Below are 25,630 nucleotides of genomic sequence, written 5' to 3' on the forward strand. Positions count from 1 at the left end.
ATTTATACAGTTCGCAACGGGTGCCAATCAACACCCGCCAGTGCCGCGTTTTGATGCATCGCGCCGCAAGGCCGCAACATCCAACGGTCCCGCCTCGACCCCAAAATGTTGGTTTTGACTTAGTCCGGGGAACCGTTCTGCCACTTCGGCAGCAAGTTCTGGTGGCAAGCGCGAGACTGTCGCCTCACTCACCAACAGGCTTTCTGCGGGTATCCCCTCAGCATAGATGATCTCATGGCTGTCAAAAACCAAGCTGAAGTAATCGACAAAGCCGCCCTCGCGTAGAAAAATTTTATCACCGTCGACCAAATGTTTCGCCTGCACCAAAATTTCGGATTTTAATGACCCTTGGGCACGACGTCTTTGGTACAGAAACATGCGGTGATGCTGGCTGACAATAAGGTCGCTCGCGTTTCCCATAACGCCGGTCGAAATGACCACAGGGGCATAGGCACCAACCGCGCGCAGCGTCACATGCCCGACCCAGCGCAACTCTTGTGGGCCATTGTTGCGTGTTAAAATTTTGTCACCCGCTGTCAACGCTTCAATCGTGCGTTGGCTGCCATCGCCCAAGGTAATTAGGGTGCCGCGTGCAAATGAAATGCACAAAAGGTCCATCAACCGTTCCTCTGGGGCGGGTTGCGCCATTTGAACCAAAGTATATTCGATTTGCACGCCAATAGGCGACAGCGGCAGCAGCCAGTATTCGTCTGTCTCATCGCTGGTCAGCGCCAACAGTTCCACTTTGTCACCATCAGGTGCCATCATCGTAAATCTGGCAGCCAATCGCACCACAGCGCCGGGGCGGCCAACATCGCTATCATCGGCGACTGTTTGCAGATCACCGTCACGTTTCAGGATCATCTTTTGTGCCGATGCATCGGTGGAGAGTTCATAGATGTCGCCAAGGCAGGCGTCGTCAAGCGCGCCCATGCCATCGCCCATGTTCACGCCGATTGTTACAAAAATATCGGTGGTTCCGAAAACTTCGCAAATTTGTGAGGGGATGGAAGCAGCAGGAGACAAAGCAAAATCCAGTTCGTTGGCAACTATGTTTCGATCACCGCCGCGATGATCCTTTGTTATGATTAGCAAATCCTTGATGCTTCCACCAGTTCCTTCATAAAGTTTGCACAACGGCCTAAACTCTGCCGCAACCTAATGCCCAATGCTTCTTAAGCAGGCAAAATACTGCGGGGAGCCGTTGGCGCGATATGCCGTCAACCCTTTCCCTTTTTCGTTGTCGCTGATAGCTGAAAGGGGCAATCAAAAAGGGGCAAGATATGGATTTAGGCATCAAAGGCAAAACCGCGCTGGTTTGTGCGGCGTCAAAGGGCCTAGGCCGAGGCTGCGCTGAGGCATTGGCAGAGGCAGGTGTGAACTTGATCATCAATGCCCGCGGCGCTGAGGCGCTAGAGGCGACAGCGGTCTTTTTGCGGTCCCAATACGGCGTTACCGTCACCGCCGTCGCGGCCGACATCACCACCGATGCAGGCCGCGCGGCCGTGCTGGCAGCCGCCCCCGATGTTGATATTTTGGTGACGAACGCTGGTGGCCCGCCACCCGGCCTTTGGTCCGATTGGTCGCGCGATGATTTCATCAAGGCATTGGATGGCAACATGTTGACGCCGATTGCGTTGATGCAAGCCCTGATGCCGGGAATGATCGCACGCAAATGGGGCAGGGTGGTCAACATCACATCGGGTTCGGTAAAGGCCCCTATTCCGCAGCTTGGGCTGTCCAACGCTGCGCGCGCCGGGCTGACTGGTTTTGTCGCGGGCACCGCGCGCCAAGTGGCCGAACACGGCGTCACAATCAACAATCTGCTGCCGGGGATTCATGATACGGACCGTGCCATAAGTCTTGATGGGGGGGTAGCAAAGGCCCAAGGGATTGATATTCCCGCCGCCCGAAAGCAACGCGAGGCGACAATCCCTGCCCGCCGTTATGGCACGGCGGCTGAATTTGGCGCGGCCTGTGCCTTTTTGTGTTCCAACAAGGCCGGTTTTATCGTCGGCCAGAACATTTTGTTGGATGGTGGCGCGGTCAATGCAACCATCTGACGGCCTCGCTTGGCAATGCGTGATGTTTTTGTGGGGCGACAAATATGATGTCGCCCTCGTTAACCGCCTGATTGCGGCCATTGCCAAGCACACAAACCGCCAGCCCCGCTTTGTGCTGTTGTCTGATCGCGTCCGTCCGGGGCTTGATGCGCGTGCCGAACTGCGCATGATCCCGCAGTTTTGGCTGACACCATTGTTTTTGGCGTCCGGCTGCCAGGCCAAACTTGCAATGTTTGAAAAAGGCGTGCTGGCCGAGGATTTTCCAGCGTTATATATTGATCTTGATACGGTCGTATCTGGTGATCTGTCGCGGATTGTCGATCTGTTGCCAACGCCGGATGGATTGATGTTGTTGCAAAGTGCCATTGTGCCGTTGGGGGCTGTCGGCCGTTTTTTTTGGCGCCGGACAAAGGGGCGCAAATATGCGCGCGGAAATTCATCGCTCGTGGCATTTCATCCCAAGCATCATCACCAGATAGCAGCAAAATTCCTCGCGCTTTGGACACAGCTGCAAGACCTGTCATTCCGACCCATGATCGCTGATGAACGCTTTATGAGTTGGGCCGCCCAAAGCACTGTGGCCGCCATTCCAAACAGGCTTGCCGTTAAATTCCCGACCGAGTTTATGTCTCGGGTCAATGCCGTCAGTTATCTTTGGGCATTTCTGCCTTGGGTTCGGGCGCGCCGGGCCGGGCTTATCGCCGTGACGCTTTGTGGGGTGGAAATTAAACCGGAGGCATTATTGGCTTTGCCCGACGGTGCCCGCGTCACTGATCCAAAAGGACGCACGCTGATTTGGTCCGACTTCGTGCTGGGCAAAACCCGCCGCGACATCATCCGCTTTTACAGCGATCAACCCCGATGACGGATATCCTTTACCTATCCCATCCAGAGGTGAAGATTGACCCACAAACCCCCGTTTCGGAATGGGATTTGTCCGATCAGGGGCGCCGCCGCCTTTTGGCTGCGGTGGCGCGGGGGTGGCCAGGGCGCGGCTGGCGCATCATCGCCTCGCCAGAGGCGAAAGCACAGCAAACGGCCGAGGTTTTGTCCAATGCCTTCAATCTGCCGCTGCACACACATCCCGATATGGGCGAACTAGATCGCAGCACGACAGGCTATGTTCCGCATGACCGCCACGAAAGTTTGGCGAATGCATTGTTCGCCAACCGGACCAACGGACCCGAAGGATGGGAATCCGCCAACGCAGCACAAAAGCGCATAGCAAAAGCTTATGGAGAGGTGCTTGCCGAAGTGTCCGGCAGGTTGTTGTTTGTTGGCCACGGCGCAGTGGGCAGCTTTTTGTGGTGCGCCTTGACCAAAACCCCCATCAGCCGCGCAATGGATCAGCAACGCTGCGGCAGCTTTTGGGCGGGTTTGTCACAGATTGACGGTTTCAGACCCGCCCAATCTTGGCAGGCGCTGGAAACCGCTGCGGCAAAGTGAACGCCTTGCTCCCCGGTCTTGCGCCTGCTACCCCATTCCCGATGGAATTAATAAGGTAAGGTCGGCGCCCAGCTATGCCCCCCCCAGCACATCTTCGCTTACAGGTCACCAACCTGAATCGACAATTCGGCCCGCGCCCTGTGGTTTCGGACCTGTCTTTGACGGTCGCTGCGGGGCAAGTGACATGTTTGCTTGGCCCATCAGGGTGCGGCAAGTCCACCACTTTGCGGATGATCGCAGGCGTTGAAATGGCGGACAGTGGCACGGTTCAGATTGATGGCGAGGTCGTCTGCGACGCGACCCGCCATCTGCCGCCCGAGGCGCGGGGCGTGGGCATGATGTTCCAAGATTTTGCCCTTTTCCCGCATCTGACTGTAGCCAAAAACGTGGCTTTCGGCTTGAAAGGTGACAAGGCCCAAAACGCAATCCGCGTGGGCGAGTTGTTGGAGCGTGTCAATCTCTCAGGTTTTGGCTTGAAGCACCCGCATGAGTTGTCGGGGGGCGAACAGCAGCGCGTGGCCTTGGCCCGCGCTTTGGCACCACGTCCGCGTATCATGCTGATGGACGAGCCGTTTTCTGGGCTAGACAATCGTTTGCGTGACGGTATCCGCGACACCACGCTGGAGGTGCTGAAAGAAGAGGGCGCGGCGGTGCTGTTGGTGACCCATGAACCTGATGAGGCGTTGCGCATGGCCGATGAGATTGCGCTGATGCGCGATGGTCGGATCGTGCAGCGCGGGTCCCCCTATAACATCTACAATGCGCCCGCAGACCGTGCTGCCGCTGCTTTTTTCAGTGATATCAATGTAATCGAAGGCGTATCCAAAGGTGCGCTGACGGAAACACCCTTTGGTGCATTTTTGACGCCCGGCCATAATGATGGGGGCAAGGTGGAAATTGTCATTCGCCCGCAGCATTTGAAAATCGACTTTGATCGGGCAGGCCGCGGCCCCAACCCAACCATGCAAGACGGCACAGCCGCCCGGGGTGTTGTGTCGCGGGCGCGGTTCTTGGGCCATGAAAGCCTTGTGGATTTTTCGATGGATTTTGATGGATCCAAGCTGACAGCCGCAGTGCCGGGGGTGTTTTTGCCCAAGCTGGGCACCCCATTGTGGCTGATGATCCGCCGTGATCGTTGTTTTGTGTTCAAAGCCTAAGTCGCGGCTTTAACCTTAAGCTAAATCATCGGGGTCAGGGGCAAGGCCTGCTTGCGGCAGCAATGTTGTGATTTTGAAGCGGACAGCCCGCGCGGATTTGCCCAGTTGTCCTGCATCCTCACTGACACGCGCCAGACCTTCCAGCAGCGCTTCCAACTCCTCGGCAGTCAACATTAGGGGCGGCAGGACTAGTGGCGACCGCAGAATGTAGCCCAAACCCCGCTCGCCCTCCACCGGGATGCCCGTTGCCGCCATCATCGCCATATCGCGCCAAATGGTGCGCGTCGAAACCCCGACAATAGCTCCCAATTCCGCCGCCGTGTGCAACCGCCCATCGCGCATCCGCTGGATCAGCTCAAAAATACGTTGATCGCGGCTCATACTGGCTCCCGCCTCGCTTCAACTGACAAAATACTGTCAGCAGCCGGGTGGGTAAAGCATAATCCCCCTTTGATCGGGTGTTTAATGGTCTTAAACGCTAAGTGTAATGTGTCGGGTCACTTTTGTGGTCCTTTTGGGAGATTAGGCAAATGTTGAACAATATCGGTATTCCGGGCCTTCTTTTGATCGCTGTCGTCGTCCTTGTGCTGTTTGGCCGTGGCAAAGTGTCGGCCTTGATGGGCGAAGTTGGCAAAGGCATAACAGCCTTCAAAAAGGGCGTGAAGGAAGAAACTGACGAGCTGGACAAAAAGGCCGATGGTGCTGTCGACGTGACGCCAGCGGAAAAAGACAAGGTCTGATCGCCGCGCGCGGGGGAATACACCCATGTTTGATATCGGTTGGACCGAATTAATGGTGATCGGGATTGTGGCGCTGATCGTGATCGGCCCCAAGGACTTGCCCGAAATGTTTCGGACGCTTGGCCGTTTTACTGCCAAGGCAAAAGGCATGGCGCGCGAATTTAGCCGCGCGATGGACAGTGCTGCTGATGAATCAGGGGTCAAGGACATGGCCGCGGATTTGCGCAAAGCCACATCGGCAAAGTCGATGGGGCTGGATGCGGTCAAAGACGCTGCCAGCAAGTTTGAAGCGTGGGATCCGTTGAAATCCACCAAGACTGCAGCCCCAAAAGTGGATCCATCAGCCCCAAAGCCTGTGATTGCAAAAACCGAAGCGCTCAAGGCTGAAACAACAAAAGGCCCGGCAACCCAAGCCTTGGCTGCGGCGCAAGCGGCAAAGCGCGCTGAACTTGCCGCCCCCGCTGTGCCCCAAGACGCCCCAGCGGCCAAGCCAAAAGCTGCGCGCAAAGCGGCACCAAAAGCCAAGGATGCTGCTGTGTCTGACAAGCCGCAATCTAAAAAACCATCCCCCAAGAAACCTAGTGTAAAAAAGAGTGACGCATGAGCGTTGATGATATTGACGAAAGTTCGGCCCCGCTGATTGAACATTTGGCCGAATTGCGCAATCGGCTAATCTATTCGGTGGCCGCATTTTTGGTCGGGATGGTGCTGTGTTTCACGGTTTGGAACCAGATCTTCAACTTCCTGACGCATCCGATTTGCGCCGCCCTTGCTGACCGCAGTCAAGATTGCGGTCTTGTGCTGATCAAGCTGCAAGAGGGGTTCTTTGTGGCAATCCGCATTTCACTTTTTGGTGGCTTTATTTTGTCGTTTCCCGTAATTGCGTTTCAGCTGTGGCGCTTTGTGGCACCCGGTCTGTACAAAAATGAAAAAGGCGCGTTTTTTCCGTTCCTTATCGCCTCGCCTATTATGTTCACTTTGGGCGCTGCTTTTGCGTATTACGCCATTCTGCCGCTGGCCTTTGACTTCTTCCTTGGGTTTCAACAAATGACGCCCACGGTGGGCGATGTGGCCGAAGGCACCGCAGGGGTTTTGTTCCAAGGTTCGATGGAAGAGTATTTGGCGCTGACCACCAAATTCATCCTCGCCTTTGGGATTTGTTTTCAATTGCCTGTTTTGCTGACGTTGATGGGCAAGGCGGGGCTGGTTTCGGCGCGTGGCCTTGGCTCTGTGCGCAAATACGCTGTGGTCGCCATTTTGTTGCTGGCCGCCGTGGTTACGCCCCCTGATGTCATCACGCAGCTTATTTTGTTCGTCGTCGTCTATGGTCTTTATGAAATTTCGATCCTTCTGGTGCGCCGGGTGGAAAAAAAGCGTGAAGCCGAGTTGCGAGCCCAAGGCCTGTGGGTCGATGACGACTATGATGAGGATGACACCGGCGAGGAGGTCAGATGATCGACAGCGCCGCCTTGGTCCGCATTGCGGAGGCATTGGAACGGATCAGCCCGCGCCCGCAACCCGCACCTAATTTTGACGTGGCCGGTGCGTTCATATGGCACACAGCCCCCGACCGTTTGGACCCGGTTGTGAACGTATCGCGGGTTGACCTGTCATTGCTGGTGGGCATCAACCGCGCCCGCGATATCTTGCATGAAAACACCGTGCATTTTGCCAAAGGTTTGCCTGCCAACAATGCCCTTTTGTGGGGCGCGCGCGGTATGGGAAAATCTAGCCTTGTCAAAGCGATACACGCAGATGTTCACGCAAAGCATCCGTTGATTTTGGTCGAACTCAGCCGTGAGGATTTGCCGTCGGTCACAGCTTTGCTTCGGCATTTGCGCGCAGCCCAAGATCGGCGCTTCATCCTGTTTTGCGACGATCTGTCATTCAGCCATGACGACACGCATTATAAATCCTTGAAGGCTGTCTTGGACGGCGGTATCGAAGGCCGCCCTGACAATGTGATCTTTTACGCCACCTCAAACCGCCGCCATTTGATGCCACGCGATATGATTGAAAATGAACGATCAACAGCCATCAGCCCAGGCGAGGCGGTAGAGGAGAAGGTGTCGCTGTCGGATCGTTTTGGTCTGTGGCTTGGCTTCCATCCATGCACGCAAGATGAGTATTTGGCCATGATCGACGGCTACTGCGCCGCACATGGCTTGGTGGTGGAGCCCGCCAGCCTGCGCGCCCAAGCGATCGAATGGCAGGCAACACGCGGGTCACGTTCTGGCAGGGTGGCTTGGCAGTTTTTTACTGATTTGGCGGCACGGCATGGGCGGGTGGTTTCAGGCTAGGTCTGCCAAATACCACCCACCGTTTGCGATCATTGCAGCATCGACATAGGGTCGATCACCTCAACACCACGGCGAATTTCAAAGTGCAGGAACGACGGGTTCGCGTTGTGAACAACGCCAATCGTTTGACCCTTTTTGACTTTATCGCCCTTTTTCACTTTGATCCCATCGACTCCGGCATAGATGGACACAAGATTGCTGGCATGACGCATCAGCAAAATAGGTACTTTGTCGGTGCCTTGTGAAATCGCCATGACCTCTCCCGCACCTGCCGCCCGGACTTTGGCCCCGGCAGGCGCGCTAATATCAATACCATCACTTTTGCCTTTGACGAAAGGCCGAATGATTTTGCCATCCACGGGCATGACAAAGGCGCTGGCGGACGCTGCGGTGCGGGTTGCCCCCAAATCAGGCGAGGCTGGGGTCTCTTTTGGTTTGGCCGCAGCTGGCTGCGTCACCTCAGCAGGCAACGGTTTTGCGGCCGACGGTGGTACAGGCGTGGCCGATGCCGTGCCGGGCGCGTTTGTGCTGGTTGAGGGTGCTGGGGGGGTGCCATTGACAACCGGGATCAGCAAATACTGGCCTTCGCGCAGGTCAAGGTTCGCGCCCAAAGTGTTCCAATCGGCCAACGCTTTGACGCTGACCCCATAAGTGCGTGCAATGGAATAGACCGTTTCGCCGCGCTGAACGCGGTGGCGGCCTGGCTGTTCTGCGCTGCTGCTGGGCGCTGCCACAGCGGGACGTGGCGTGCTGACGGTCCCGACCCGGTCCAGCGCACCAGATGCGATTGAGGTAACTTCGATCGGTGCGGGGGCAATTGTACCACCTGAAATCGCACCAGATTGGGGCGCTGTGCCGATCAACGGGGCTGCATCAACGCGGCGGGGCAGGGCTAACACTTCGCCGTCGCGCAGCAGGCTGTCAGGCGTCAACGCGTTGTAACGGCCCAACTCTTCCCCGTTCATTCCCAGCCGGTCCGCTACGCTGCGCACCGTGTCGCCGCGCCGCGCCAAAGCAACCTGATAGCCGGGATAGGCAATAACGCCGCGGCTGTCCGGGCTTGGGCGGTTTTGCGTGGCCCCGCGCGCAGCATCTGCTGTGTCCAAGGCCCCGCCCGTTAAACCGCGCATATCCCAATCAAGGCCACCACTTGGCATGCAGGCCGTCAACGCCCCAATGGCGACACCAAGAGTCAAAAATCTGGAAAATCGGGTCATCATGCTGGGCCTCACAGGGTTCGTCCGGGTTGGCCCCGGTACGGGTTGGTTTACAGGGTTCAGTCGGCACCAAGACCTTCTATCAGCGGCACAAAACGCACTGGCCGAAGCTCTTCGTAGTCATAACCTTTTTCAAGGCGCGTCACTTTTATCAAACTTTGGACGGCATCGGACTGTCCAACGGGCACAACCATGATACCCCCAATTTTCATTTGCGCCAAGAGGGGGCCGGGTGGATCCTCGGCAGCGGCGGTTACCAAAATGCGGTCAAACGGGCCTTGATCGGGCAAACCGAAACTGCCATCGGCGGCAAAGACGGTGATATTGGTCAGGTTCAGGGCGCGAAACACTTCGGACGCTTCGCGCACCAAGCGGCGGTGGCGGTCAACAGTATACACGCGGCGGGCAAGCTGCGCGAGTATGGCCGCCTGATAGCCGGACCCCGTTCCCACCTCCAGCACAGTGTCGCGGGGCTGCACATTCAACGCTTGTGTCATCAAACCCACGACAGACGGCTGGCTGATGGTTTGACCACAGGCGATGGGCAGGGGCATATCCTCATAGGTGCGGTCCGCAAACAAACCCTTGATGAAATGCCCCCGGTCCACCCGTTCCATCGCGGTCAACACACGAGCGTCGGTCACGCCTTTGGACCGCAGCGCAAAAAGGAACCGCATCTTGCGTTCAGCCAGATCATCCGCGTCCTCTGGCATGCCTGTGGTCATTACAGTCGCGCCGCAAGGTCGGCTAGGCGATCATGCGCAGTCAGATCCGCGCGCATCGGCGTGATCGCGATGTAATCTTCCATATTTGCACGCACGTCCGTTCCGGGCCCACTGTCTACCGCTTGCGCGCCACCTTTAATCCACAAAAAACGTCGCCCGTTTGGCGCGTGGTGCGGCTCCACCCCGAAATAGGTGCCGGGCCGCCAGCCTTGGGCCACCACTTGGCTGCCTTTTACATCTGCGGCGGGGCAGGGCGGAAAATTGATATTGTAAAACAACTGGTAATCATCATTCGTGTCCCATAGCCCTTTGTCCAGCAAAGCACGCACAACGCTTGCACCATGCACCCGCGCGCCTTCAAACGGATCATCAAGCGGCTGCGTGCGCGGGCCCAAAAACTGCGACAGCGCAATTGCTGGAATGCCTTGCAGCGCCGCCTCCATCGCGCCCCCAATCGTGCCTGAATACAGCACGTTTTGCCCCGCATTATTGCCTCGGTTCACCCCAGACAGCACCAAATCAGGGCGGCCATGCGTCATCACGTCATAAATCCCAGCCAGCACACAATCGGCCGGGCTTCCCTCTGCTGCAAACCGCCTTGGCCCCAATTCCGCAATCATCATCGGGTGGGTATAGCTGATGCAATGGCCAACGCCGGATTGTTCAAACGCAGGGGCCACGGTCCACACTTCGCCCTGATCGCCCGCGATCTCATGCGCGATCTCCAGCAACACCTCTAGGCCCGGCGCGTTGATCCCGTCATCGTTCGTCACCAAAATGCGCATGTTGCCCCCTATATCTTGTGTACTTGATTAGACGAGGCGTGCGCCCCGGTAAAGTGCGCAAGCCGGGATTGATGTGTAAACCGTGCGGAATAGGTCGATTTTGGCACGGTTTATGCGGATCAGGAAACGGGGGGTGCATTTTGTCGCCAAAGTCTTTGGGTTTACGCTTGGCGCGCAGGGAAAGCTGTGGTTTGAAAAGGAAAACCCGCCGCCGACAATATACCGGAGAAGATGATGACCGCGCTGACCTGCTTCAAGGCCTATGATATTCGCGGCCGGCTGGGGGCAGAGCTGAACGCAGAGATTGCCGAACGTATTGCGCGTGCTTTTGCCCAAGTTTTGGGGGCGGAGCGCGTTGTCGTTGGGCATGATCCACGCCAATCATCGGCAGAATTGATCGCGGCAGTCAAAACCGGGCTGGTAAAGGCGGGGGTGGAGGTGTTGGACCTTGGACTGTGCGGTACCGAAGAAATGTATCACGCCACCAGCTATTTTGAGGCGGACGGTGGTATTGAAGTGACTGCCTCACACAATCCGATGGATTACAATGGGATGAAGCTGGTCGGCAAAGGCTCGCGCCCTTTGGACCCCGGAACGGATATGCATGCGATCAGGGCATTGGCCGAAGCAGGCAATTTTGCGCCCGAAAAACCGGGCGGCGAGGTGCGGCCAGCCAAAGCAGCGCGCGGGGCCTATGTGCGTGCCGTGTTGTCCTTTATCGATGTCACTGCCCTGCGCCCCATGAAAATTCTGGTCAATGCGGGCAACGGGGCGGCTGGTCCCACGTTTGATGAATTGGCAACAGCGCTGTCAAAACGTCGCGCGCCCCTATCATTCATCTGTCTGAACCACGAACCGGATGGCAGCTTTCCCAACGGTATTCCCAATCCGTTGCTGCCCGAAAATCAACCGATGACTGCAAACGCCGTGCTGGCGGCGGGCGCGGACCTTGGCATCGCGTGGGACGGTGATTTTGATCGCTGTTTCTTGTTTGATCATCTGGGCCGCTTTGTGCCGGGCGAATACATCGTCGGGCTGCTGGCAGAGGTGTTTTTGGCCAAGGAACCCGGCGCGAAAATTATCCATGACCCCCGCGTTTTGTGGAATACGGTTGATGTTGTGACCCGTTTGGGCGGCACCCCGTTGATGGCGCGCACGGGCCACGCGTACCTTAAACAAGCCATGCGCGATACTGGTGCCGTCTATGGTGGCGAGATGTCGGCGCATCACTATTTCCGCGATTTTGCCTGCTGCGACAGCGGGATGATCCCTTGGCTTTTGATTGTTGAATTGATGTCGCGGCGGGGCGTTTCCTTGGCCGATTTGGTCAGCGCGCGGATGGCGGCGTTCCCATCGTCGGGTGAGATTAACTTTCACAGCGATGACCCGGCAGGCGCGCGGGACCGTGTTTTGGCCGATTTGGCGGGGCAGGTGATTGCGCGTGACGACACAGATGGATTGTCCTTGGACATGGGGGATTGGCGGTTGAACTTGCGAACATCCAACACCGAAACCTTGCTGCGGCTGAACGTAGAATCGCGTGGTGATCCTGTAAAACTTGCCAATGCCGTGGCGCGCCTGCGCGGACTGATCCAAAGGTAAGTTCAGGGATTGGGCTGACATCAAATATCGCGTTTGCGGAATTGGTTTTGGCGCCGCCATGCTGGTTAGAACGCAAATGGATTGGGCGGCGTCCCAATCAATCAGTTTTTGCAGTCACAAACACTGATGAACATCAGATATACACCCGAAGCAGGGGCAGCAGCTTTGCTGATCAAGCATAAAAAAGGATGCCAAAAGGTGCCCATCATGCCTTTGACGTTTAGCGCGCAAAGGCGCGGGTGCAGCATGCGATGACGGCGGGGTTTGACCACCCTATCGCGCGACACGCGGCCAATGTTCAAAATCAATATGGCTCTGCAGAGTGAGGTGCTTTGCTGGCTGCGCAACTTTTCTGATAATAATGTTGTATCTTGGGCGTGAAATGATCGCTCTTAGCGGCTTGGACCCAGCCCACTACAAAACATAGATGCCATATGTTTCAATATCTTATAAGATGTATCCGTTATTTCGCATGCAGCAATGCGCATGGCGATCATCGCGGCCAGCGGATTGCTCGAAGCGGCAATGCCTGACGGTGGCAATAACCTTGTGACCTCAGCCTAGGGAATTCATTCGGGCATTGCGTGTCCCGGTTCTGCCATGTCGATTCGTGCTGAGGCGGTGGATTTTGCAGATTTGCAAACCGCTGATAAGGCAGCCGTTGCTGGTGGGCAGATGAAATTTATGACAAACGATAGCGCTTTTGTGCCTGCGCATGTGAAGAATTTTGTGCCCCACTTGCGCAGGCTAGAACGGGCGGATGCCAAATTTACTTTCGCCGCGCGCGCTTTCGGGACAACGCTGTTGCCACGAACTTGTTGCAATTGTGGGTTCAAATCACAGCGACATCACGCGCGAACCGCGTGTCGATCGAGGGATCGTTCACCACACCTTTGTTATCCAGAATGATCTTCATCGCGCGTGGCACCTGATGCGCACGATTTAGGTGCAATCGGTGGTCCCGAAACCTTGGCGCGCGCGCCCTGCAATGCTAAAAGACCACAAGGTTGAGGGAGGTTACGAATGACTGAGATGCTGGAAAACGAACGTAACACCGCCGCCGCATGGTTCAAAACCCTGCGCGATGATATTGTATCTGCCTTTGAAGCGTTGGAAGATCGCCAAACCGCTGGCCCCATCGCCCATCTGCCTGCGGGTAGGTTTGAGGTAACAAACACCAAACGCGACGCCGAGGATGGTTCTGATGCGGGCGGTGGTTTGATGTCGGTGATGCGCAGTGGCCGGGTGTTCGAAAAGGTTGGTGTCAACATCTCCACCGTTTATGGCGCGCTGGCCCCACCAGCGCAAAAGGCAATGGCCGCACGCGGTGTGCCAGGGATGGACCGCGATCCCAGATTTTGGGCATCGGGCATCAGCCTTGTCGCGCATATGCAAAACCCACATGCGCCAGCGGTTCACATGAACACTCGGATGTTTTGGACCCCGCATGCGTGGTGGTTTGGCGGCGGGTCGGACCTAAACCCCTGCATTGAATATGCGGCCGACACACAGCATTTTCATGACACACAAAAAGCCCATCTTGCCCCACATGGCGATGATCTGTACCCAAAGTTGAAAGAATGGGCGGATGAGTATTTTTACATCCCACACCGCAATCGTGCGCGTGGTGTTGGTGGCATTTTCATGGACGATCGCAATACGGGCGATTGGGCCGCAGATTTCGCGCTGACCCAAGATATTGGCCGGGCGTTTTTGCCTGCTTTTGTGCCTTTGATTGATCTGCGCCGCGATACCGCTTGGACCGATGCCGACAAAGACACCCAGTTAATCCACCGCGGGCTCTACGCAGAATATAATTTGGTGTACGACCGTGGCACCAAGTTTGGCCTTGCCACCGGTCATGACGCCAACGCGGTGTTGATGAGCTTGCCACCGTTGGCCAAATGGATTTGATCCCCGCATGGTTGGACGGGGTCTTGCAACCCGTTGAAAAGCTGGCCGTGCATCAACGCGGCCTGCGCCACAAAGCGATATCGGTATTTGTGCTGTGTGGCGATGCCGTGCTGATCCAGCAACGTGCAGCGGAAAAATACCACACACCAGGCCTGTGGGCCAACACCTGCTGCACCCATCCGCATTGGGGGGAGGACGATTTGGGCTGTGCCAACAGACGGTTGGAGCAGGAATTGGGCATAAAAGGCCTTGATCTGCGCGCTGTGGGTGAGGTGGAATACCGCGCCGATGTAGGCGGTGGGTTGATTGAACATGAATTGGTGCAAGTGTTCACCGCCCAAACGGCGCAGTCGCTGCCAACCGCGTTAAACCCCGAAGAGGTGCAAGCCGCCCGTTGGGTGCCCCTTACCGATCTGATGGCGGAAATCGCAGCGGATCCCGCGCCTTTCACACCGTGGCTGCGAATTTATCTGGACCAGCACCGCACTCAGATTTTTGGCACAACTGCACAGCTTTAGGGCTGGAAATCGCTTTTGCGCCACGGCAAGCTGCCCCAACAATTGGGGGACAACAATGCAAAATGCAAATGAGATGTGGCCGTTGGTCGACGCACATGCCGCCGATTTCAAAGCGCTTGCGGACCGCGTGTTCGACACGCCCGAGGTGGCCTATACAGAAACACAATCCTGCGCTGCGCATTTGGCGCAATTGCAAGCATCGGGCGCGCGGATTACGCAAAATTTGGCGGGTATCCCGACAGCAGTGATGGGCGAATGGGGGGCTGGTGGTCCCGTGATTGCGATTTTGGGCGAATATGATGCGCTGCCTGCCTTGGGGCAAGTTCCTGGCGTGGCAGAGCCACAACCGCTTGGTTATGCAGGCCACGGCTGTGGCCATAATCTATTGGGATCAGCATCAATGTTGGCCGCGGTCGCCTTGCGCGATTGGTTGCTGCAAACGGGTCGTCCCGGTCGCGTGCGCTATTACGGTTGCCCGGCCGAAGAAGGCGGGGCCGCCAAAGCGTTTATGGTGCGGGCCGGATCGTTTGCCGATGTGGACGCCGCAATCACTTGGCATCCCAATGATTTCACAGGAATTATGCCGCCCCGTGCGCTGGCCAATATGCGGATTGATTTCACCTTTCATGGCCGCGCGGCGCATGCAGCAGGCTCTCCGGAACTTGGTCGGTCAGGGCTGGATGCGGTGGAATTGATGAATGTCGGTGTCAATTACATGCGCGAACATATGCCAGATGATGCGCGCGTGCATTACGCTTATCTGGATGCAGGCGGCGAGGCACCGAATGTGGTGCAAGCCCGCGCCACGGTGCGTCAGTTGATCCGGGCATCCAGCAACGCAGGCCTGCGTGAATTGGTCGGGCGGGTGCGCAAAATTGGCGATGGTGCCGCGTTGATGACCGAAACCCGCGTTGAAGCGAAAGTGGTTTCTGCCGTATCCGCAATGCTGTCATCGCCCGTGTTGGAACGCGCGATGGAGGCTGAGATTTTTGCGATTGGCGCACCTGATTTTGATGCAACTGATCATGATTTTGCGGCGGCGATTCAAGCCACGCTGACGGACGCGCATATCGCCGATACGTTCTGGAGGTCAGGCAAGGCGGTTGTGCCGGGCAAGATGTTGGCCGATTATGTGGTCAAGCTGGCCGATATGCCGCCTGCGGGGGCCGGATCCACCGATGTCACCGATGTTAGTTGGGCCGTGCCTACGGTGCAGGCCTATGTTGCGACTTGTGCCATCGGGACGCCGTTTCACAGTTGGCAATTGACCGCGCAAGGCAAATCGGCCGCCGCCCATAAAGGCATGATCCACGCCGCCAAAATCATGGCGGCCACCGCGCGCGCGCTGATCGTGGACCCGGATTTGCTAGCGGCAGCGCAATCCGAACACGCCGCCAACCTTGCCAAGACCCCTTACATCTGCCCATTGGACCACGATGTGATGCCGCCCATCCCCGCCGTAAAAGGATAAAATATGCAGCTTTATATTGCCAAAGGCACAATCTCGATTGCAGCGGCTTTGGTGCTGGAGGAGGCGGGTCTGGCCTATGATGCCATCGTGCTTGATTTTGCGACTGCGGCGCAAACCAAGCCTGACTATATGGCGGTGAACCCCAAAGGGCGCGTGCCCGCCCTGACCGTGCCGGACGGGATATTGACAGAAACCGGAGCCATTTTGGAATACATCGCAACGCTTGCACCGGCGGCTGGGTTGGCCCCCGCTGATGCGCTTAATGCCGCGCGGATGCGAGAGGTGATGTATTATATCGCCTCCACCATGCATGTGAACCATGCACATAAACTGCGCGGCACACGTTGGGCTGATCTGCCCGAAAGTCATGCAGATATGCGCGCCAAAGTCGCCCAAACAATGGCAGCCAGCTGCACATATCTTGAGGAAAACGTGGCGTTTTCCCCGTTTGTATTGGGTCCGCACATCAGTCTGGCCGATGCTTATCTTTATGTCGCTTGTACTTGGTTGGAAGGGGATAATGTGGATATTGCCGCTTATCCGCGTCTGGCCGCACATTTTGCGGCAATGGGTGCGCGGCCGTCGGTAAAGAAGCTGCGCGCGAATGATTGGATTTAGGATCGGGTTCGCTGGGCGCTGATGCGCCAAGGCTGCTTGTCTAAACGTGGCCTTGCCACACAGTTCGCTCTTATCAGGCGCAAATCATGGGGCGATTAAATGTCGATGCCCCTTGCCGCAGCCGCGCTTGACGGGGTTGGACGATGGGCTGCGTGGGGTGCAAAACGCCGCCACAAAACCTAATGCGCCGCACGCGCTGCAGGTTGCCCATGGAGTGGTTCTGTGGCATCAAAGGTCCAACAGCAACCAAACCAATGAGTTCAGCCATGACCGATTTTTCCGCCCGTCGGACCGTGATGGTCGATACACAGGTTCGCCCGTCAGATGTGACCAAATTTCCGATCATCGAAGCGATGCTAACAGTGCCGCGCGAGCTGTATGTTGGGGCTGGGCAGCATGAGGCGGCATATATTGGCGAGAACCTGAAAATCGCGGCGGGGCGGGTTATTCTGGAACCGCGCAGTTTTGCAAAATTGCTAGAGGCGGTTGATGTGCAACCGGATGAGGCGGTGTTGGATCTGGGCTGCGGCTTTGGGTATTCGACCGCCGTGGTAGCCCGGTTGGCGGAGGCGGTTGTTGCTGTAGAAGCAGACCCGGCGATGGCGCAAGATGCGCAGGGCCGATTGTCAGCGCAAGGTGTGGACAACGCGGCCGTCATATCCGGCAGCTTGGCCGATGGCGCGGCCAAACATGGCCCCTATGATGTGATTTTGATCCAAGGCGCTGTTGAAATGGTGCCAGACGCGTTGTTGGCGCAGCTAAAGCAGGGCGGGCGTATTGGTGCAGTGTTTATGGAAGGCCGTCTTGGGGTGGCCCGCGTGGGTCACATGGGGCCACAAGGTGTGACATGGCGGTACGCGTTCAACGCGTCGGCACCCGTGCTGCAAGGATTTACCAAAACGGCTGCTTTTGCTTTGTAAGCAGTCAAGGACCGGGCGTAACGCCGCGGCCCGATAATGATAACCGGAGTAAGGCAGATGAAATCTTTTGGCACTTGGTTGCGGGTTGGCGTTTTGGGTGTGGCATTGGGCCTGCCACACGCTGTTTGGGCCGAAAGCCTTGCCGATGCGTTGATCGCGGCTTACCGAAACTCCAACATTTTGGATCAAAACCGCGCTGTGCTGCGGGCCGCGGATGAAGATGTGGCAATCGCCGTGTCCAGCCTGCGCCCCGTTTTGACGTTTCGCGCGGGCGGTGGATACACGCACACCCCAATAACCGAAGGGTTGAGCGGAACCATCAGCCTTTTGGCAGAGATGACTTTGTTTGATTTTGGGCGCAACGCTGCCACCATCGCCGCGCGCAAAGAGACGGTGCTTGCAACCCGTCAGGCCTTGATTGGGTTCGAACAGGATGTGCTGCTAAACGCGGTCAGCGCCTATGTCACATTGCAACAGCGCCAAGATGCCGTTGCCTTGCGCCAATCAAACTTGCGCTTGATAACCCAAGAATTGCGTGCGGCCCAAGACCGGTTTGAGGTGGGCGAGATCACCCGAACCGATGTTGCGATTGCCGATTCGCGGCTCGCCTCTTCGCAGGCGGAACTGGCAACAGCGCAAGGCGATTTGGCCATCGCCCGCGAGACGTATAAGCTGGCTATAGGGAAAGCGCCCAAAACCCTAAGTCGCTTGCCCAAAATGCCGCGCACCGCCAATAATCTGGCCGAGGCGCAGACCGTCGCCAAGCGCACGCACCCCAGCATCCGCCAATTGCAGCACGAAGTGTCCGCAGCCGAGGCAGGCATCGCGCTTGCAAAAGCCAATATGGGCCCCACCTTGACGGGAAATTTGGGCCTGACCGATGGCAGCAAAAAGGCTGATAGCTTTAGCGCATCTGTTACCCTGAACCAAACACTCTATGCCGGGGGGCGGCCATCGGCCTTTTACCGTCAGGCCTTGGCGCGGCGTGACATTGCGCAGGCGCAATTGCAGCAGACCACCGCCCAAATCATGCAGTCGGTTGGTGTTGCGTGGTCCAGTGTCGAAGTGGCGCAAGCCAGTATCGCCGCCAGCGATCGCCAGATCCGTTCGGCACAAACCGCCTATAATGGGGTGAGCGAGGAAGCAAAGTTGGGCTCTCGGACAACCTTGGACGTGTTGAACGCCGAACAAGAATTGCTAAGCGCCCGGACAGCGCGGCTGTCGGCCCAGGCCGGCTATTATACAGGCGTCTACAGCCTGCTGGCGCGGATGGGGCTATTGACTGTCGATCATTTGCAGCTTGGGATTCCGACTTACGATCCAGATGCCTATTACAACGCGGTGAAATCCGCGCCAGTCACATCTTCCCAAGGCAAACGTCTGGACCGGGTGCTGAAAGCGATTGGCAACTGATATTGCCGCGCGCGTCAAACCTTGAAACCCCGTAAACCCACCGCAGGGTTTGCGGGTTTTCCTTTATTGTTTCCCAAACGCGCAAGATTGTTGAATTCGTCACCTTTTGCAAACCAACTGTCTGCCAATTCCTTGTCATGTGCGCGGCAAGTGGATAAACTTTCTTCCGTAATGGTGGTGGTCATGGCTGCTAAGGCATTAAACAGGTGTGGGGCCTTTGGTCGCGCTGGATGGGCAGGAAACTATGTCAGAACCAATGAGCTCTGGTGAAATCGAAGATGTGCTGTCCTCCATCCGGCGGTTGGTGTCTGAGGATTTGCGCCCAGTGTCGTCCAGATCTGCGGCACCCGCCAAATCAACGATGGATCAAGCAGGCAAGCCCCAACTTGTTTTGGGCGGGGCCGAACTTGTTACTGGCAAGTTGCTGTTGACCCCGGCGTTCCGCGTTGTGTCCAATGACGTGCCGGTTTCAGACGCGATCAATCCTGCAACGGACGCGGCATCCGGTACGGCCGCACCCGCTTGGGGCGCTGAACAGTCTTTGGTTGGCGCACCTCCCAAACCATCAACAGCAGAAGATTGGTTGCCAGAATCATCCACATTGCCCGAAGATGATGTTTTTGGCGAACTGCCGGATGAAAGCGATGATTGGCTTGAAACCGACGACGCGGATGATGCCGTCCCCCCACCAGCATCCGACGTGACGCGTTTGGTGAGCGAAATAGGCGCTGCCGTTGCCGAAAACGCCGAGGAGTGGGAGCCAGAAGCAGGTGATAGCCCGATGGCAGCAATGTCATGGCAAGCCCCGGAATGGGTAGAGGAGGCGGAGGTCGTTGATGCCGCCATCAACACTGCCACCGGCACTGCGGCAGCCACAGCGCTTGCTGACGCAGCCGAGGCCGCCGCAGTCGCCGAGATCATGTCACGCGCTGCACAAGCGGCGGTGGAACAGCAAAAGGCTGCGGAGCGTTCCAAAGAGGCTGATGCATCAGACGATCTTTTCGCCGAGAATGCCGGTTATTTTGATGAAACCGTGTTGCGCGATTTGGTGCGTGATTTGATCCGTGAAGAATTAAGCGGCACCTTGGGCGAACGCATCACCCGCAACGTCCGCAAATTGGTGCGGTCAGAAATCAATCGCGCGATGACCGCGCGTGACTTTGAATAAACCAATCAATAGGGCATAAGAATAAAGCGCGCAAATTGCGCACTTTATTCTTATGAAATCATCAGCCGTGCCTGTGAAGTGCCGGTGGTATATCAAGCAGCTTCGGCTTGGTCCAAAGCATTGCGGCGCTCAGACTCTTCACGCGACAGTGCAACAGATGTGCGGATGCCTTTGGACACAAATTCCATCAAGCCTTTGACAACACGTTCGTTCGGGTCAATCCCAGCGCAAGACAGTACTTCACGCCCATCACGCGACCGTGCCCAGCGGGCAATCTGATCGGGACCATTCCCGTATTTCTTGTCATCTGCGATGGCATCATCCAAAGCGGCAAGAACCACGGCCGCAAACAGCTTGCGTGCACGCTGACCTTGTTCGAAATTAAAGGCGGTTCCATCTACAAAGTCTAACATCGGGTCGTCCTATTCTTGCTCTTGCACATTTTGACGTTTGCGCAATATGACCAATTCCCATCGATTCGGTGTCCCCCGTTTGGAATAGCACCTATGCGTCTGGCGCATGGCTGGCTTGGGGCGATACCGTATCTTGTAAGCTTGTCTACGCTCTCATGGGTATATATAGGGGTTGTCTGACTTCCTTCAATGTTTTGTCAAGGTTTTGCCACAAATGCCCAAGATTAATGGAAATGAAATTAAGGCCGGCTTTGTGCTGGAACATGATGCGGGCCTTTGGGCTGCGGTGAAGGTGAATATCGTAAAGCCGGGTAAGGGCGGCGCGTTTGCGCAGGTGGAATTGAAAAACCTGCGGGATGGGCGCAAATTGAATGAACGCTTCCGGTCAGAGGACAAGGTAGAGCGCGTCACCCTAGAGAACAAAGACCAACAATTCCTTTATGAAGTTGATGGGATGTTGGTGTTCATGGACAATGAAACCTTTGAACAGATCGAATTGCCCGCTGATCTGCTCGGCGACCGCCGCCCGTTTTTGCAGGACGGCATGATGGCCACCGTGGAATATTATGGCGACGAGGCCCTCTCAATGCGCTTGCCGCAAAAGGTAAAGTGCAGAATTGTGGAAACAGAGCCGGTTCAAAAGGGCCAAACCGCGGCCAACAGTTTCAAGCCTGCGATCTTGGACAATGGCGTGCGGATCATGATCCCGCCGTTTATTGCCGTCGACGAAGAGATCATCGTTCACACCGAATTGATGGAATATTCTGAACGCGCCTAACGTTATGGGGCGGGCCTGTGCGGTCTGCCCCTAACCTGCGCCTTGCCCTTCAAATGTCACCGCTGCCCCACCAGCTGTCATCGGCCCTTGTGCGCGATCAAACCGCAAATAGGCCAAGGCGGCGCCACCCGATTGGGTGAACAGATTGCCTACAGGTTTGCCGTCATCCGTCATAATCTCGGTGCCTACCAGAACCGTTCCGGCAATCCCAACCCGTGCCAAACCTTTTCGCAATTCGGTTTTATGCTTCATCCGTGCCGTCACCTCTTGCCCGACATAGCAGCCCTTGCGGAAATCCACGCCGTGCAGCCGTTCAAACCCCATTTCAAGCAAATAGCTTTCATCCGGAATCAATTCGATCCCGCTTTCGGGGATCACATGGGCCACGCGAATTGCGTCCCAGTCGATCAAAGGCGCTGTACCCTGCGCATCGCCATAAGCCCGCCACCCAAGGGCTGTGTGGCGCGGATCGGGCCATGCCTGCGCAGGGGCTTGCCCCAAACCGCGGGTCACGCGCAGCGCGCTTGGGGTCAATTGCACATTCGCGCGCAAACGGTACATCGAAAGGCGGCGCAATGTGGCATCGGCCAACGCATCGGGCATATCCAAAAGCAAGGCCGCGCCGGTGTTGACCACGAAGAAATCAGCCAGATATTTGCCCTGCGGCGACAAGAACGCGGCCCAAATCAAGCCCGGCCCTTTGCCCAGCGGCAAAATATCATTGCTCAGCAATCCTTGCAAAAATGGCAGGGCATCCGCACCACTTACTTCGATCACGCGGCGGTCTGATGTCATTTCGCCCGGCATTTTGGCCCCCTGTTTGGTCTGATCCGAAAAAGCGCAAATTGCCTTAACGCTTTGGTCGCGCCATTAATGCGTCATGTGGGCTAGGCTGTCCACCGCATGTCACGTATCCACACTCTCCAATCTATGAACAATGGGTCCGGTTTCAACCCACAGCGGTGGGGCAGCGGCCTTGACGGGGCAGGCGGGCAGGCCTAGCACTTTGACATCACAGCGCAGGAATTCCCCGAATGACCACCACTCGTCCCGCCTCCCTTGCCAACGGTCGCCCTTACCTTGCTATTCCCGGCCCCTCCGTTATGCCCGACCGCGTGTTGCGCGCGATGCATCGCGCTTCGCCCAACATCTATGGTGGTGAGATTTATGAGGTGGTTGCCGCGATCTGGCCGCGTCTGCGTGCTGTGGCGGGCACCACCCAAAATGCTGCGATCTATATCGGCAACGGCCACGCGGCATGGGAGGCGGCAAATGCCAACATGTTCAGCCGGGGTGACAAGGCGTTGGTGCTGGCTGTGGGGCATTTTGGCAATGGCTGGGCGAAAATGGCGCGTGCAATGGGCGTGGACGTAGAGGTAATGGATTTTGGCACCGCGGCCCCCGTTGATATGGCGCGGGTGGAGGCGGCTTTGCGCGCAGATACCAATCACAGCATCAAGGCGGTGCTGGCCACGCATGTCGACACCTCCAGCTCCACCAAAACTAATGTTGCGGCCTTGCGTGCGGTTTTGGATGCTGTGGGGCATCCCGCCCTTTTGGCGATTGATTGCATCGCATCAATGGCATGTGACGAATTTCATATGGACACATGGGGCGTCGATGTGGCCGTCTCTGCCAGCCAAAAAGGGCTGATGACACCGCCTGGCCTTGGCTTTCTGTGGTTTTCCGAAAATGCGGCGGCGCGGTGCCGCAACAGCGATCTGCGCACCCCCTATTGGGATTGGGAACCCCGCGCCAAAGGCACTGAATTTTGGCAATATTTCAACGGCACCGCCCCGACTCATCACATTTATGGCCTGTCCGAGGCGTTGTTGATGCTGGAAGAGGAGGGGATGGAAAATGTTTGGGCCCGCCACCGCGCGCTGGCAGGCGCAGTCTGGGCAGCATTCGATGTCTGGGGCAGTGAAAACCCTGCGATCGCCTTGAACGTGGCGCGGGCGCAAGATCGGGGTTTTTCGGTGACCGCCGCGCGGCTTGGTGGCCATGATGCCACCCGCCTGCGCGAATGGTGCGAACATCAGGCGGGGGTCACGCTGGGGATTGGCCTTGGCATGGCAGCCCCCGGCGATCCAGCATGGCATGGGTTTTTGCGTGTGGCCCATATGGGTCATGTGAACGCCCATATGACGCTGGGGGTGCTGGCCGTGATGGAAACCGGGCTGCAGGCGCTTGGTATCGCGCATGGTGCTGGCGGGATTATGGCGGCCACAAAGGCATTGTCGCACACTTGATTTCTTGTGAAATTATATTACATACAATTTCAAAGGAAACATCATGTATGCAGAAGCCCAAACCGATGACCGTCCCGAACCTAGCAGAGTTGCCGCCAAGGCGGTATTCGCCGCAGCCCTTGAATTAGGGTTAACGCAAAAGGAGCTTGCTCGCGCGATTGGGGTGTCCGAACCTTCGGTCAGCCGTATGAAGGGCGGCGGTTTTGTGCTGGATGGCAAGCCGCTGGAATTGGCGCTGTGCCTCATCCGTGTGTTTCGTGGGTTAGATGCTATCAATGGTGGCGAGGTATTGGTGACGCGCAGTTGGATGGCAAATCCGAACAGCGATCTGATAGGGGTGCCCAAAGCGATTATCGCCTCAGCCACCGGGTTGGTCGATGTTATGAACTATCTGGACGCCGCGCGTGCCCGCGTTTGATGGAACAGGGCCTTACAAGGGCAACCTTTGGCGGGTAATCGAAGCGCAATACAGATCCTCTACCTTAAGGTTGGTCGATACATTCGCAGAACATGACATGCTGGAGGCAATGCTGGAGACAGCAAAACCCGCAGTCCCGCCAGATTGTCAGCATTTGGATTATCAATTCTGGTCGCCATTCCGATATGGCTGCTACCCACGCGATTCGCGGTTTCGTCGCGCTGGCCGCACCCCGGGGGTATGGTACGGGTCAGAGGCCCCTTTTACAGCGATGTGCGAAACCATCTGGGGAAATCTACGGTTCTTTCGCGCCTCGTCTGGCACGCCCTTGCCCCGCCGCCCCGTTGAATACACCGCTGTTTGCGCGGATATCCAAACGCTTTTTGCATTGGATCTGACCGCGTCAGATTGGGCGGGGCAGGGGCGCTGGACCGACCCCGATGATTACACAGATTGCATAGCACTCGCCGATGCATACCGGACAGCGGGCGGTCAGGTCCTGCGCTATGCGTCCGTTCGCGCGCCCAATCATGGCTGCAATGTCGCTGTGTTAACCTGCGCAGTCTTCGCATCACCACGTCCCATAGCGCATCAAACATGGCGGGTGCTTTACGGTGCCTTGGTGCAGCGGGCAATCAGTGACAGCGATAATATGCGGTACAGTCTTGGGGTTGAGGTTTCAAAATTCAGATTAATAATATGATCTTATGGTGTAATCTTAATGCAGCACATTAAAGCCAATTTTTGTACTTAAAGTAAGCATAAGTCAGCACTGCCAGCCCGATCATCGCCCCAAGGGAAAGTGCAAACCCGTATCGCATATCCAATCCTGGCATGTTCGCAAAATTCATCCCAAAAATTGACGCGATCAACGTGGCCGGCAAAAAAATCACCGCCGCAACTGACAAAATCTTGCTGATATTTGTCTGTTCGATGTTGATCATGCCCAAAGTCGCATCCAGCAAAAACGTGATCTTGGACGCAACGAAATTTGCATGATCAGTCAAGGATTTCACATCATTCGTCAGTGTCTTGGCGCGTTCATGCAAATCAGGGGTGGCACTGTGTTTGGTCAGCACCTGCGCCAAATAACTTGCCAGACGGTCCAGCGTCAAAAGGCTGTCGCGGATGTTGGAATTCAAGTTTCCCATCTGTCCGATGGTTTCCAGAACGGATTGATAATCATGCGGTTTTCGTCCCTTGGCCAGCATGAACAAAGCGCGTGAATGGCTGTCAATTTCGGCTGCGGCGCGTTCCAAAATATCGGCTTGGCGGTCAATCACTGCCTCCATTACCGCGACCAGAACCGACAGTGGATCGGCCATCGCAATGCGCGTTACATGCGCGCGCGGGGGAAAAGACGTGAACACGCGTGGATCGTGAAAGCGGACGGTGACCAGATGTTTCGGCGTCAGAATAAAGCTTACCGGCCCCATCACCGGATCGCCCCCATCGGCATTGGCAGGCAGCAAAGCTGTCATATAGGTTGCTTGTTCAAAGGCATACAGACGCGATGAGATTTCAATCTCGCGCATGTCCTCCTCCGACGGAATATCGCAGCCTGTGATCGCAGCGACCGCGCTCTCCTCCTCGGGCGTGGGGGCATGCAGATCAATCCACACCGCCCCCGTCAGGTTGGCACCATTTGGATGTAATATGCCGTCCTGCAAGGTGTATGATTTGATCATGGCGCGCCTTTCCTGCTAAATATG

At 56.7% G+C, this 25,630-nt stretch carries 29 protein-coding genes; 20 read left to right on the forward strand and 9 right to left on the reverse strand.

Translation table 11 applies throughout. The features are described from left to right. Nucleotides 1-27: 27 nt before the first annotated feature. Nucleotides 28-945 carry a Hint domain-containing protein gene (locus tag BMY36_RS08550; RefSeq protein WP_050518221.1) on the reverse strand — a complete coding sequence of 306 codons (918 nt, stop codon included), beginning with the start codon at nucleotides 943-945 and terminating at the stop codon, nucleotides 28-30. A gap of 338 nt (nucleotides 946-1,283) precedes the next feature. Between BMY36_RS08550 and BMY36_RS08555 the strand changes: the two genes are divergently transcribed. The 4 genes from BMY36_RS08555 to BMY36_RS08570 all read left to right on the forward strand — a co-directional run bounded on the left by BMY36_RS08555 (nucleotide 1,284) and on the right by BMY36_RS08570 (nucleotide 4,666). Beyond that, nucleotides 1,284-2,063, forward strand: coding sequence for an SDR family oxidoreductase (locus BMY36_RS08555; protein ID WP_050518174.1), 780 nt, complete (start codon nucleotides 1,284-1,286; stop codon nucleotides 2,061-2,063). Nucleotides 2,064-2,307: 244 nt separating this feature from the next. Beyond that, a complete protein-coding gene (locus BMY36_RS08560) occupies nucleotides 2,308-2,928 on the forward strand; it encodes a hypothetical protein (RefSeq protein WP_139193986.1) in 621 nt (206 codons plus the stop codon). Further along, nucleotides 2,925-3,509 carry a histidine phosphatase family protein gene (locus BMY36_RS08565; protein WP_050518176.1) on the forward strand — a complete coding sequence of 195 codons (585 nt, stop codon included), beginning with the start codon at nucleotides 2,925-2,927 and terminating at the stop codon, nucleotides 3,507-3,509. The genes BMY36_RS08560 and BMY36_RS08565 overlap by 4 nt, the downstream gene beginning before the upstream one ends. Nucleotides 3,510-3,583: 74 nt before the next feature. After that, nucleotides 3,584-4,666, forward strand: coding sequence for an ABC transporter ATP-binding protein (locus BMY36_RS08570; protein ID WP_050518177.1), 1,083 nt, complete (start codon nucleotides 3,584-3,586; stop codon nucleotides 4,664-4,666). A gap of 15 nt (nucleotides 4,667-4,681) precedes the next feature. On the opposite strand, the gene BMY36_RS08575 is transcribed toward BMY36_RS08570, so the two are convergent. After that, nucleotides 4,682-5,047, reverse strand: a complete 366-nt coding sequence (locus BMY36_RS08575; protein WP_050518178.1) for a helix-turn-helix transcriptional regulator — start codon at nucleotides 5,045-5,047, stop codon at nucleotides 4,682-4,684. 149 nt (nucleotides 5,048-5,196) lie between these two features. Between BMY36_RS08575 and tatA the strand changes: the two genes are divergently transcribed. Genes tatA through BMY36_RS08595 form a run of 4 tightly spaced genes read left to right on the forward strand, consistent with a single transcriptional unit; the run spans nucleotide 5,197 to nucleotide 7,706 of the window. Further along, nucleotides 5,197-5,406 (forward strand): twin-arginine translocase TatA/TatE family subunit, encoded by a 210-nt coding sequence (tatA, locus tag BMY36_RS08580; RefSeq protein ID WP_050518179.1) that lies wholly within the window; start codon nucleotides 5,197-5,199, stop codon nucleotides 5,404-5,406. Nucleotides 5,407-5,431: 25 nt separating this feature from the next. Further along, nucleotides 5,432-6,010 (forward strand): Sec-independent protein translocase protein TatB, encoded by a 579-nt coding sequence (tatB, locus tag BMY36_RS08585; protein ID WP_050518180.1) that lies wholly within the window; start codon nucleotides 5,432-5,434, stop codon nucleotides 6,008-6,010. Further along, nucleotides 6,007-6,861, forward strand: coding sequence for a twin-arginine translocase subunit TatC (gene tatC / locus BMY36_RS08590; protein WP_050518181.1), 855 nt, complete (start codon nucleotides 6,007-6,009; stop codon nucleotides 6,859-6,861). The genes tatB and tatC overlap by 4 nt, the downstream gene beginning before the upstream one ends. Beyond that, nucleotides 6,858-7,706, forward strand: coding sequence for an ATP-binding protein (locus tag BMY36_RS08595; RefSeq protein WP_050518182.1), 849 nt, complete (start codon nucleotides 6,858-6,860; stop codon nucleotides 7,704-7,706). The genes tatC and BMY36_RS08595 overlap by 4 nt, the downstream gene beginning before the upstream one ends. A 29-nt stretch (nucleotides 7,707-7,735) precedes the next feature. Here the strand turns inward: BMY36_RS08595 and BMY36_RS08600 are convergent, their stop codons facing one another. The 3 genes from BMY36_RS08600 to surE are packed head-to-tail and all read right to left on the reverse strand — an operon-like array spanning nucleotide 7,736 to nucleotide 10,433. Further along, nucleotides 7,736-8,923 (reverse strand): LysM peptidoglycan-binding domain-containing M23 family metallopeptidase, encoded by a 1,188-nt coding sequence (locus tag BMY36_RS08600; protein ID WP_139193990.1) that lies wholly within the window; start codon nucleotides 8,921-8,923, stop codon nucleotides 7,736-7,738. Between the two features lie 59 nt (nucleotides 8,924-8,982). Continuing rightward, the gene (locus BMY36_RS08605) at nucleotides 8,983-9,636 is read right to left on the reverse strand and encodes a protein-L-isoaspartate(D-aspartate) O-methyltransferase (RefSeq protein WP_050518222.1); all 654 of its coding nucleotides are present in this window, start codon (nucleotides 9,634-9,636) and stop codon (nucleotides 8,983-8,985) included. Between the two features lie 11 nt (nucleotides 9,637-9,647). Beyond that, nucleotides 9,648-10,433 carry a 5'/3'-nucleotidase SurE gene (surE, locus tag BMY36_RS08610; RefSeq protein ID WP_050518184.1) on the reverse strand — a complete coding sequence of 262 codons (786 nt, stop codon included), beginning with the start codon at nucleotides 10,431-10,433 and terminating at the stop codon, nucleotides 9,648-9,650. 234 nt (nucleotides 10,434-10,667) lie between these two features. On the opposite strand from surE, the gene BMY36_RS08615 reads away from it, so the two are divergent. From BMY36_RS08615 to BMY36_RS08655, 7 genes are all read left to right on the forward strand, one after another. Then, a complete protein-coding gene (locus BMY36_RS08615) occupies nucleotides 10,668-12,035 on the forward strand; it encodes a phosphohexomutase domain-containing protein (protein WP_050518223.1) in 1,368 nt (455 codons plus the stop codon). A 1,023-nt stretch (nucleotides 12,036-13,058) separates the two neighbouring features. Beyond that, nucleotides 13,059-13,949 (forward strand): oxygen-dependent coproporphyrinogen oxidase, encoded by an 891-nt coding sequence (hemF, locus tag BMY36_RS08625; RefSeq protein ID WP_050518186.1) that lies wholly within the window; start codon nucleotides 13,059-13,061, stop codon nucleotides 13,947-13,949. After that, nucleotides 13,940-14,467: an isopentenyl-diphosphate Delta-isomerase gene (gene idi / locus BMY36_RS08630; RefSeq protein WP_050518187.1), complete on the forward strand. Its 528-nt coding sequence runs from the start codon at nucleotides 13,940-13,942 to the stop codon at nucleotides 14,465-14,467. Before hemF ends, idi begins: the two co-directional genes overlap by 10 nt. 55 nt (nucleotides 14,468-14,522) lie before the next feature. Further along, a complete protein-coding gene (locus BMY36_RS08635; RefSeq protein WP_050518188.1) occupies nucleotides 14,523-15,938 on the forward strand; it encodes an amidohydrolase in 1,416 nt (471 codons plus the stop codon). A gap of 3 nt (nucleotides 15,939-15,941) precedes the next feature. Continuing rightward, nucleotides 15,942-16,556 carry a glutathione S-transferase family protein gene (locus tag BMY36_RS08640; protein WP_050518189.1) on the forward strand — a complete coding sequence of 205 codons (615 nt, stop codon included), beginning with the start codon at nucleotides 15,942-15,944 and terminating at the stop codon, nucleotides 16,554-16,556. Nucleotides 16,557-16,822: 266 nt separating this feature from the next. After that, the gene (locus tag BMY36_RS08650) at nucleotides 16,823-17,476 is read left to right on the forward strand and encodes a protein-L-isoaspartate O-methyltransferase family protein (protein ID WP_050518191.1); all 654 of its coding nucleotides are present in this window, start codon (nucleotides 16,823-16,825) and stop codon (nucleotides 17,474-17,476) included. Between the two features lie 57 nt (nucleotides 17,477-17,533). Then, nucleotides 17,534-18,889, forward strand: coding sequence for a TolC family outer membrane protein (locus BMY36_RS08655; protein WP_050518192.1), 1,356 nt, complete (start codon nucleotides 17,534-17,536; stop codon nucleotides 18,887-18,889). Nucleotides 18,890-18,903: 14 nt separating this feature from the next. Here the strand turns inward: BMY36_RS08655 and BMY36_RS19895 are convergent, their stop codons facing one another. Continuing rightward, nucleotides 18,904-19,074: a hypothetical protein gene (locus tag BMY36_RS19895; RefSeq protein WP_156215053.1), complete on the reverse strand. Its 171-nt coding sequence runs from the start codon at nucleotides 19,072-19,074 to the stop codon at nucleotides 18,904-18,906. 71 nt (nucleotides 19,075-19,145) lie between these two features. On the opposite strand from BMY36_RS19895, the gene BMY36_RS08660 reads away from it, so the two are divergent. After that, the gene (locus tag BMY36_RS08660) at nucleotides 19,146-20,057 is read left to right on the forward strand and encodes a hypothetical protein (RefSeq protein WP_050518193.1); all 912 of its coding nucleotides are present in this window, start codon (nucleotides 19,146-19,148) and stop codon (nucleotides 20,055-20,057) included. Nucleotides 20,058-20,149: 92 nt separating this feature from the next. Here the strand turns inward: BMY36_RS08660 and BMY36_RS08665 are convergent, their stop codons facing one another. Next, nucleotides 20,150-20,470, reverse strand: coding sequence for a DUF6280 family protein (locus BMY36_RS08665; RefSeq protein WP_050518194.1), 321 nt, complete (start codon nucleotides 20,468-20,470; stop codon nucleotides 20,150-20,152). Between the two features lie 214 nt (nucleotides 20,471-20,684). Between BMY36_RS08665 and efp the strand changes: the two genes are divergently transcribed. Beyond that, nucleotides 20,685-21,248 (forward strand): elongation factor P, encoded by a 564-nt coding sequence (efp, locus tag BMY36_RS08670; RefSeq protein WP_050518195.1) that lies wholly within the window; start codon nucleotides 20,685-20,687, stop codon nucleotides 21,246-21,248. A 30-nt stretch (nucleotides 21,249-21,278) separates the two neighbouring features. On the opposite strand, the gene ygfZ is transcribed toward efp, so the two are convergent. Then, on the reverse strand, nucleotides 21,279-22,055 hold the full coding sequence (gene ygfZ, locus BMY36_RS08675; protein WP_050518196.1) for a CAF17-like 4Fe-4S cluster assembly/insertion protein YgfZ: 777 nt from the start codon (nucleotides 22,053-22,055) through the stop codon (nucleotides 21,279-21,281). Nucleotides 22,056-22,282: 227 nt separating this feature from the next. Here ygfZ and BMY36_RS08680 point away from each other — a divergent pair, with 227 nt between their 5' ends. The 3 genes from BMY36_RS08680 (at nucleotide 22,283) to BMY36_RS20950 (ending at nucleotide 24,621) form a co-directional block, all read left to right on the forward strand. Further along, nucleotides 22,283-23,500: a pyridoxal-phosphate-dependent aminotransferase family protein gene (locus BMY36_RS08680; RefSeq protein WP_050518197.1), complete on the forward strand. Its 1,218-nt coding sequence runs from the start codon at nucleotides 22,283-22,285 to the stop codon at nucleotides 23,498-23,500. 43 nt (nucleotides 23,501-23,543) lie between these two features. Beyond that, nucleotides 23,544-23,918, forward strand: coding sequence for an antitoxin Xre-like helix-turn-helix domain-containing protein (locus BMY36_RS08685; protein ID WP_050518198.1), 375 nt, complete (start codon nucleotides 23,544-23,546; stop codon nucleotides 23,916-23,918). 109 nt (nucleotides 23,919-24,027) lie between these two features. After that, complete coding sequence (locus BMY36_RS20950) at nucleotides 24,028-24,621, forward strand: RES family NAD+ phosphorylase (RefSeq protein WP_414811667.1); 594 nt, start codon at nucleotides 24,028-24,030, stop codon at nucleotides 24,619-24,621. A gap of 28 nt (nucleotides 24,622-24,649) precedes the next feature. Here the strand turns inward: BMY36_RS20950 and BMY36_RS08695 are convergent, their stop codons facing one another. Next, nucleotides 24,650-25,606 carry a magnesium transporter CorA family protein gene (locus tag BMY36_RS08695; RefSeq protein ID WP_050518200.1) on the reverse strand — a complete coding sequence of 319 codons (957 nt, stop codon included), beginning with the start codon at nucleotides 25,604-25,606 and terminating at the stop codon, nucleotides 24,650-24,652. Nucleotides 25,607-25,630 lie beyond the last annotated feature (24 nt).

This window comes from Pseudorhodobacter antarcticus (genome assembly GCF_900110135.1).
GTDB lineage: Bacteria > Pseudomonadota > Alphaproteobacteria > Rhodobacterales > Rhodobacteraceae > Pseudorhodobacter > Pseudorhodobacter antarcticus.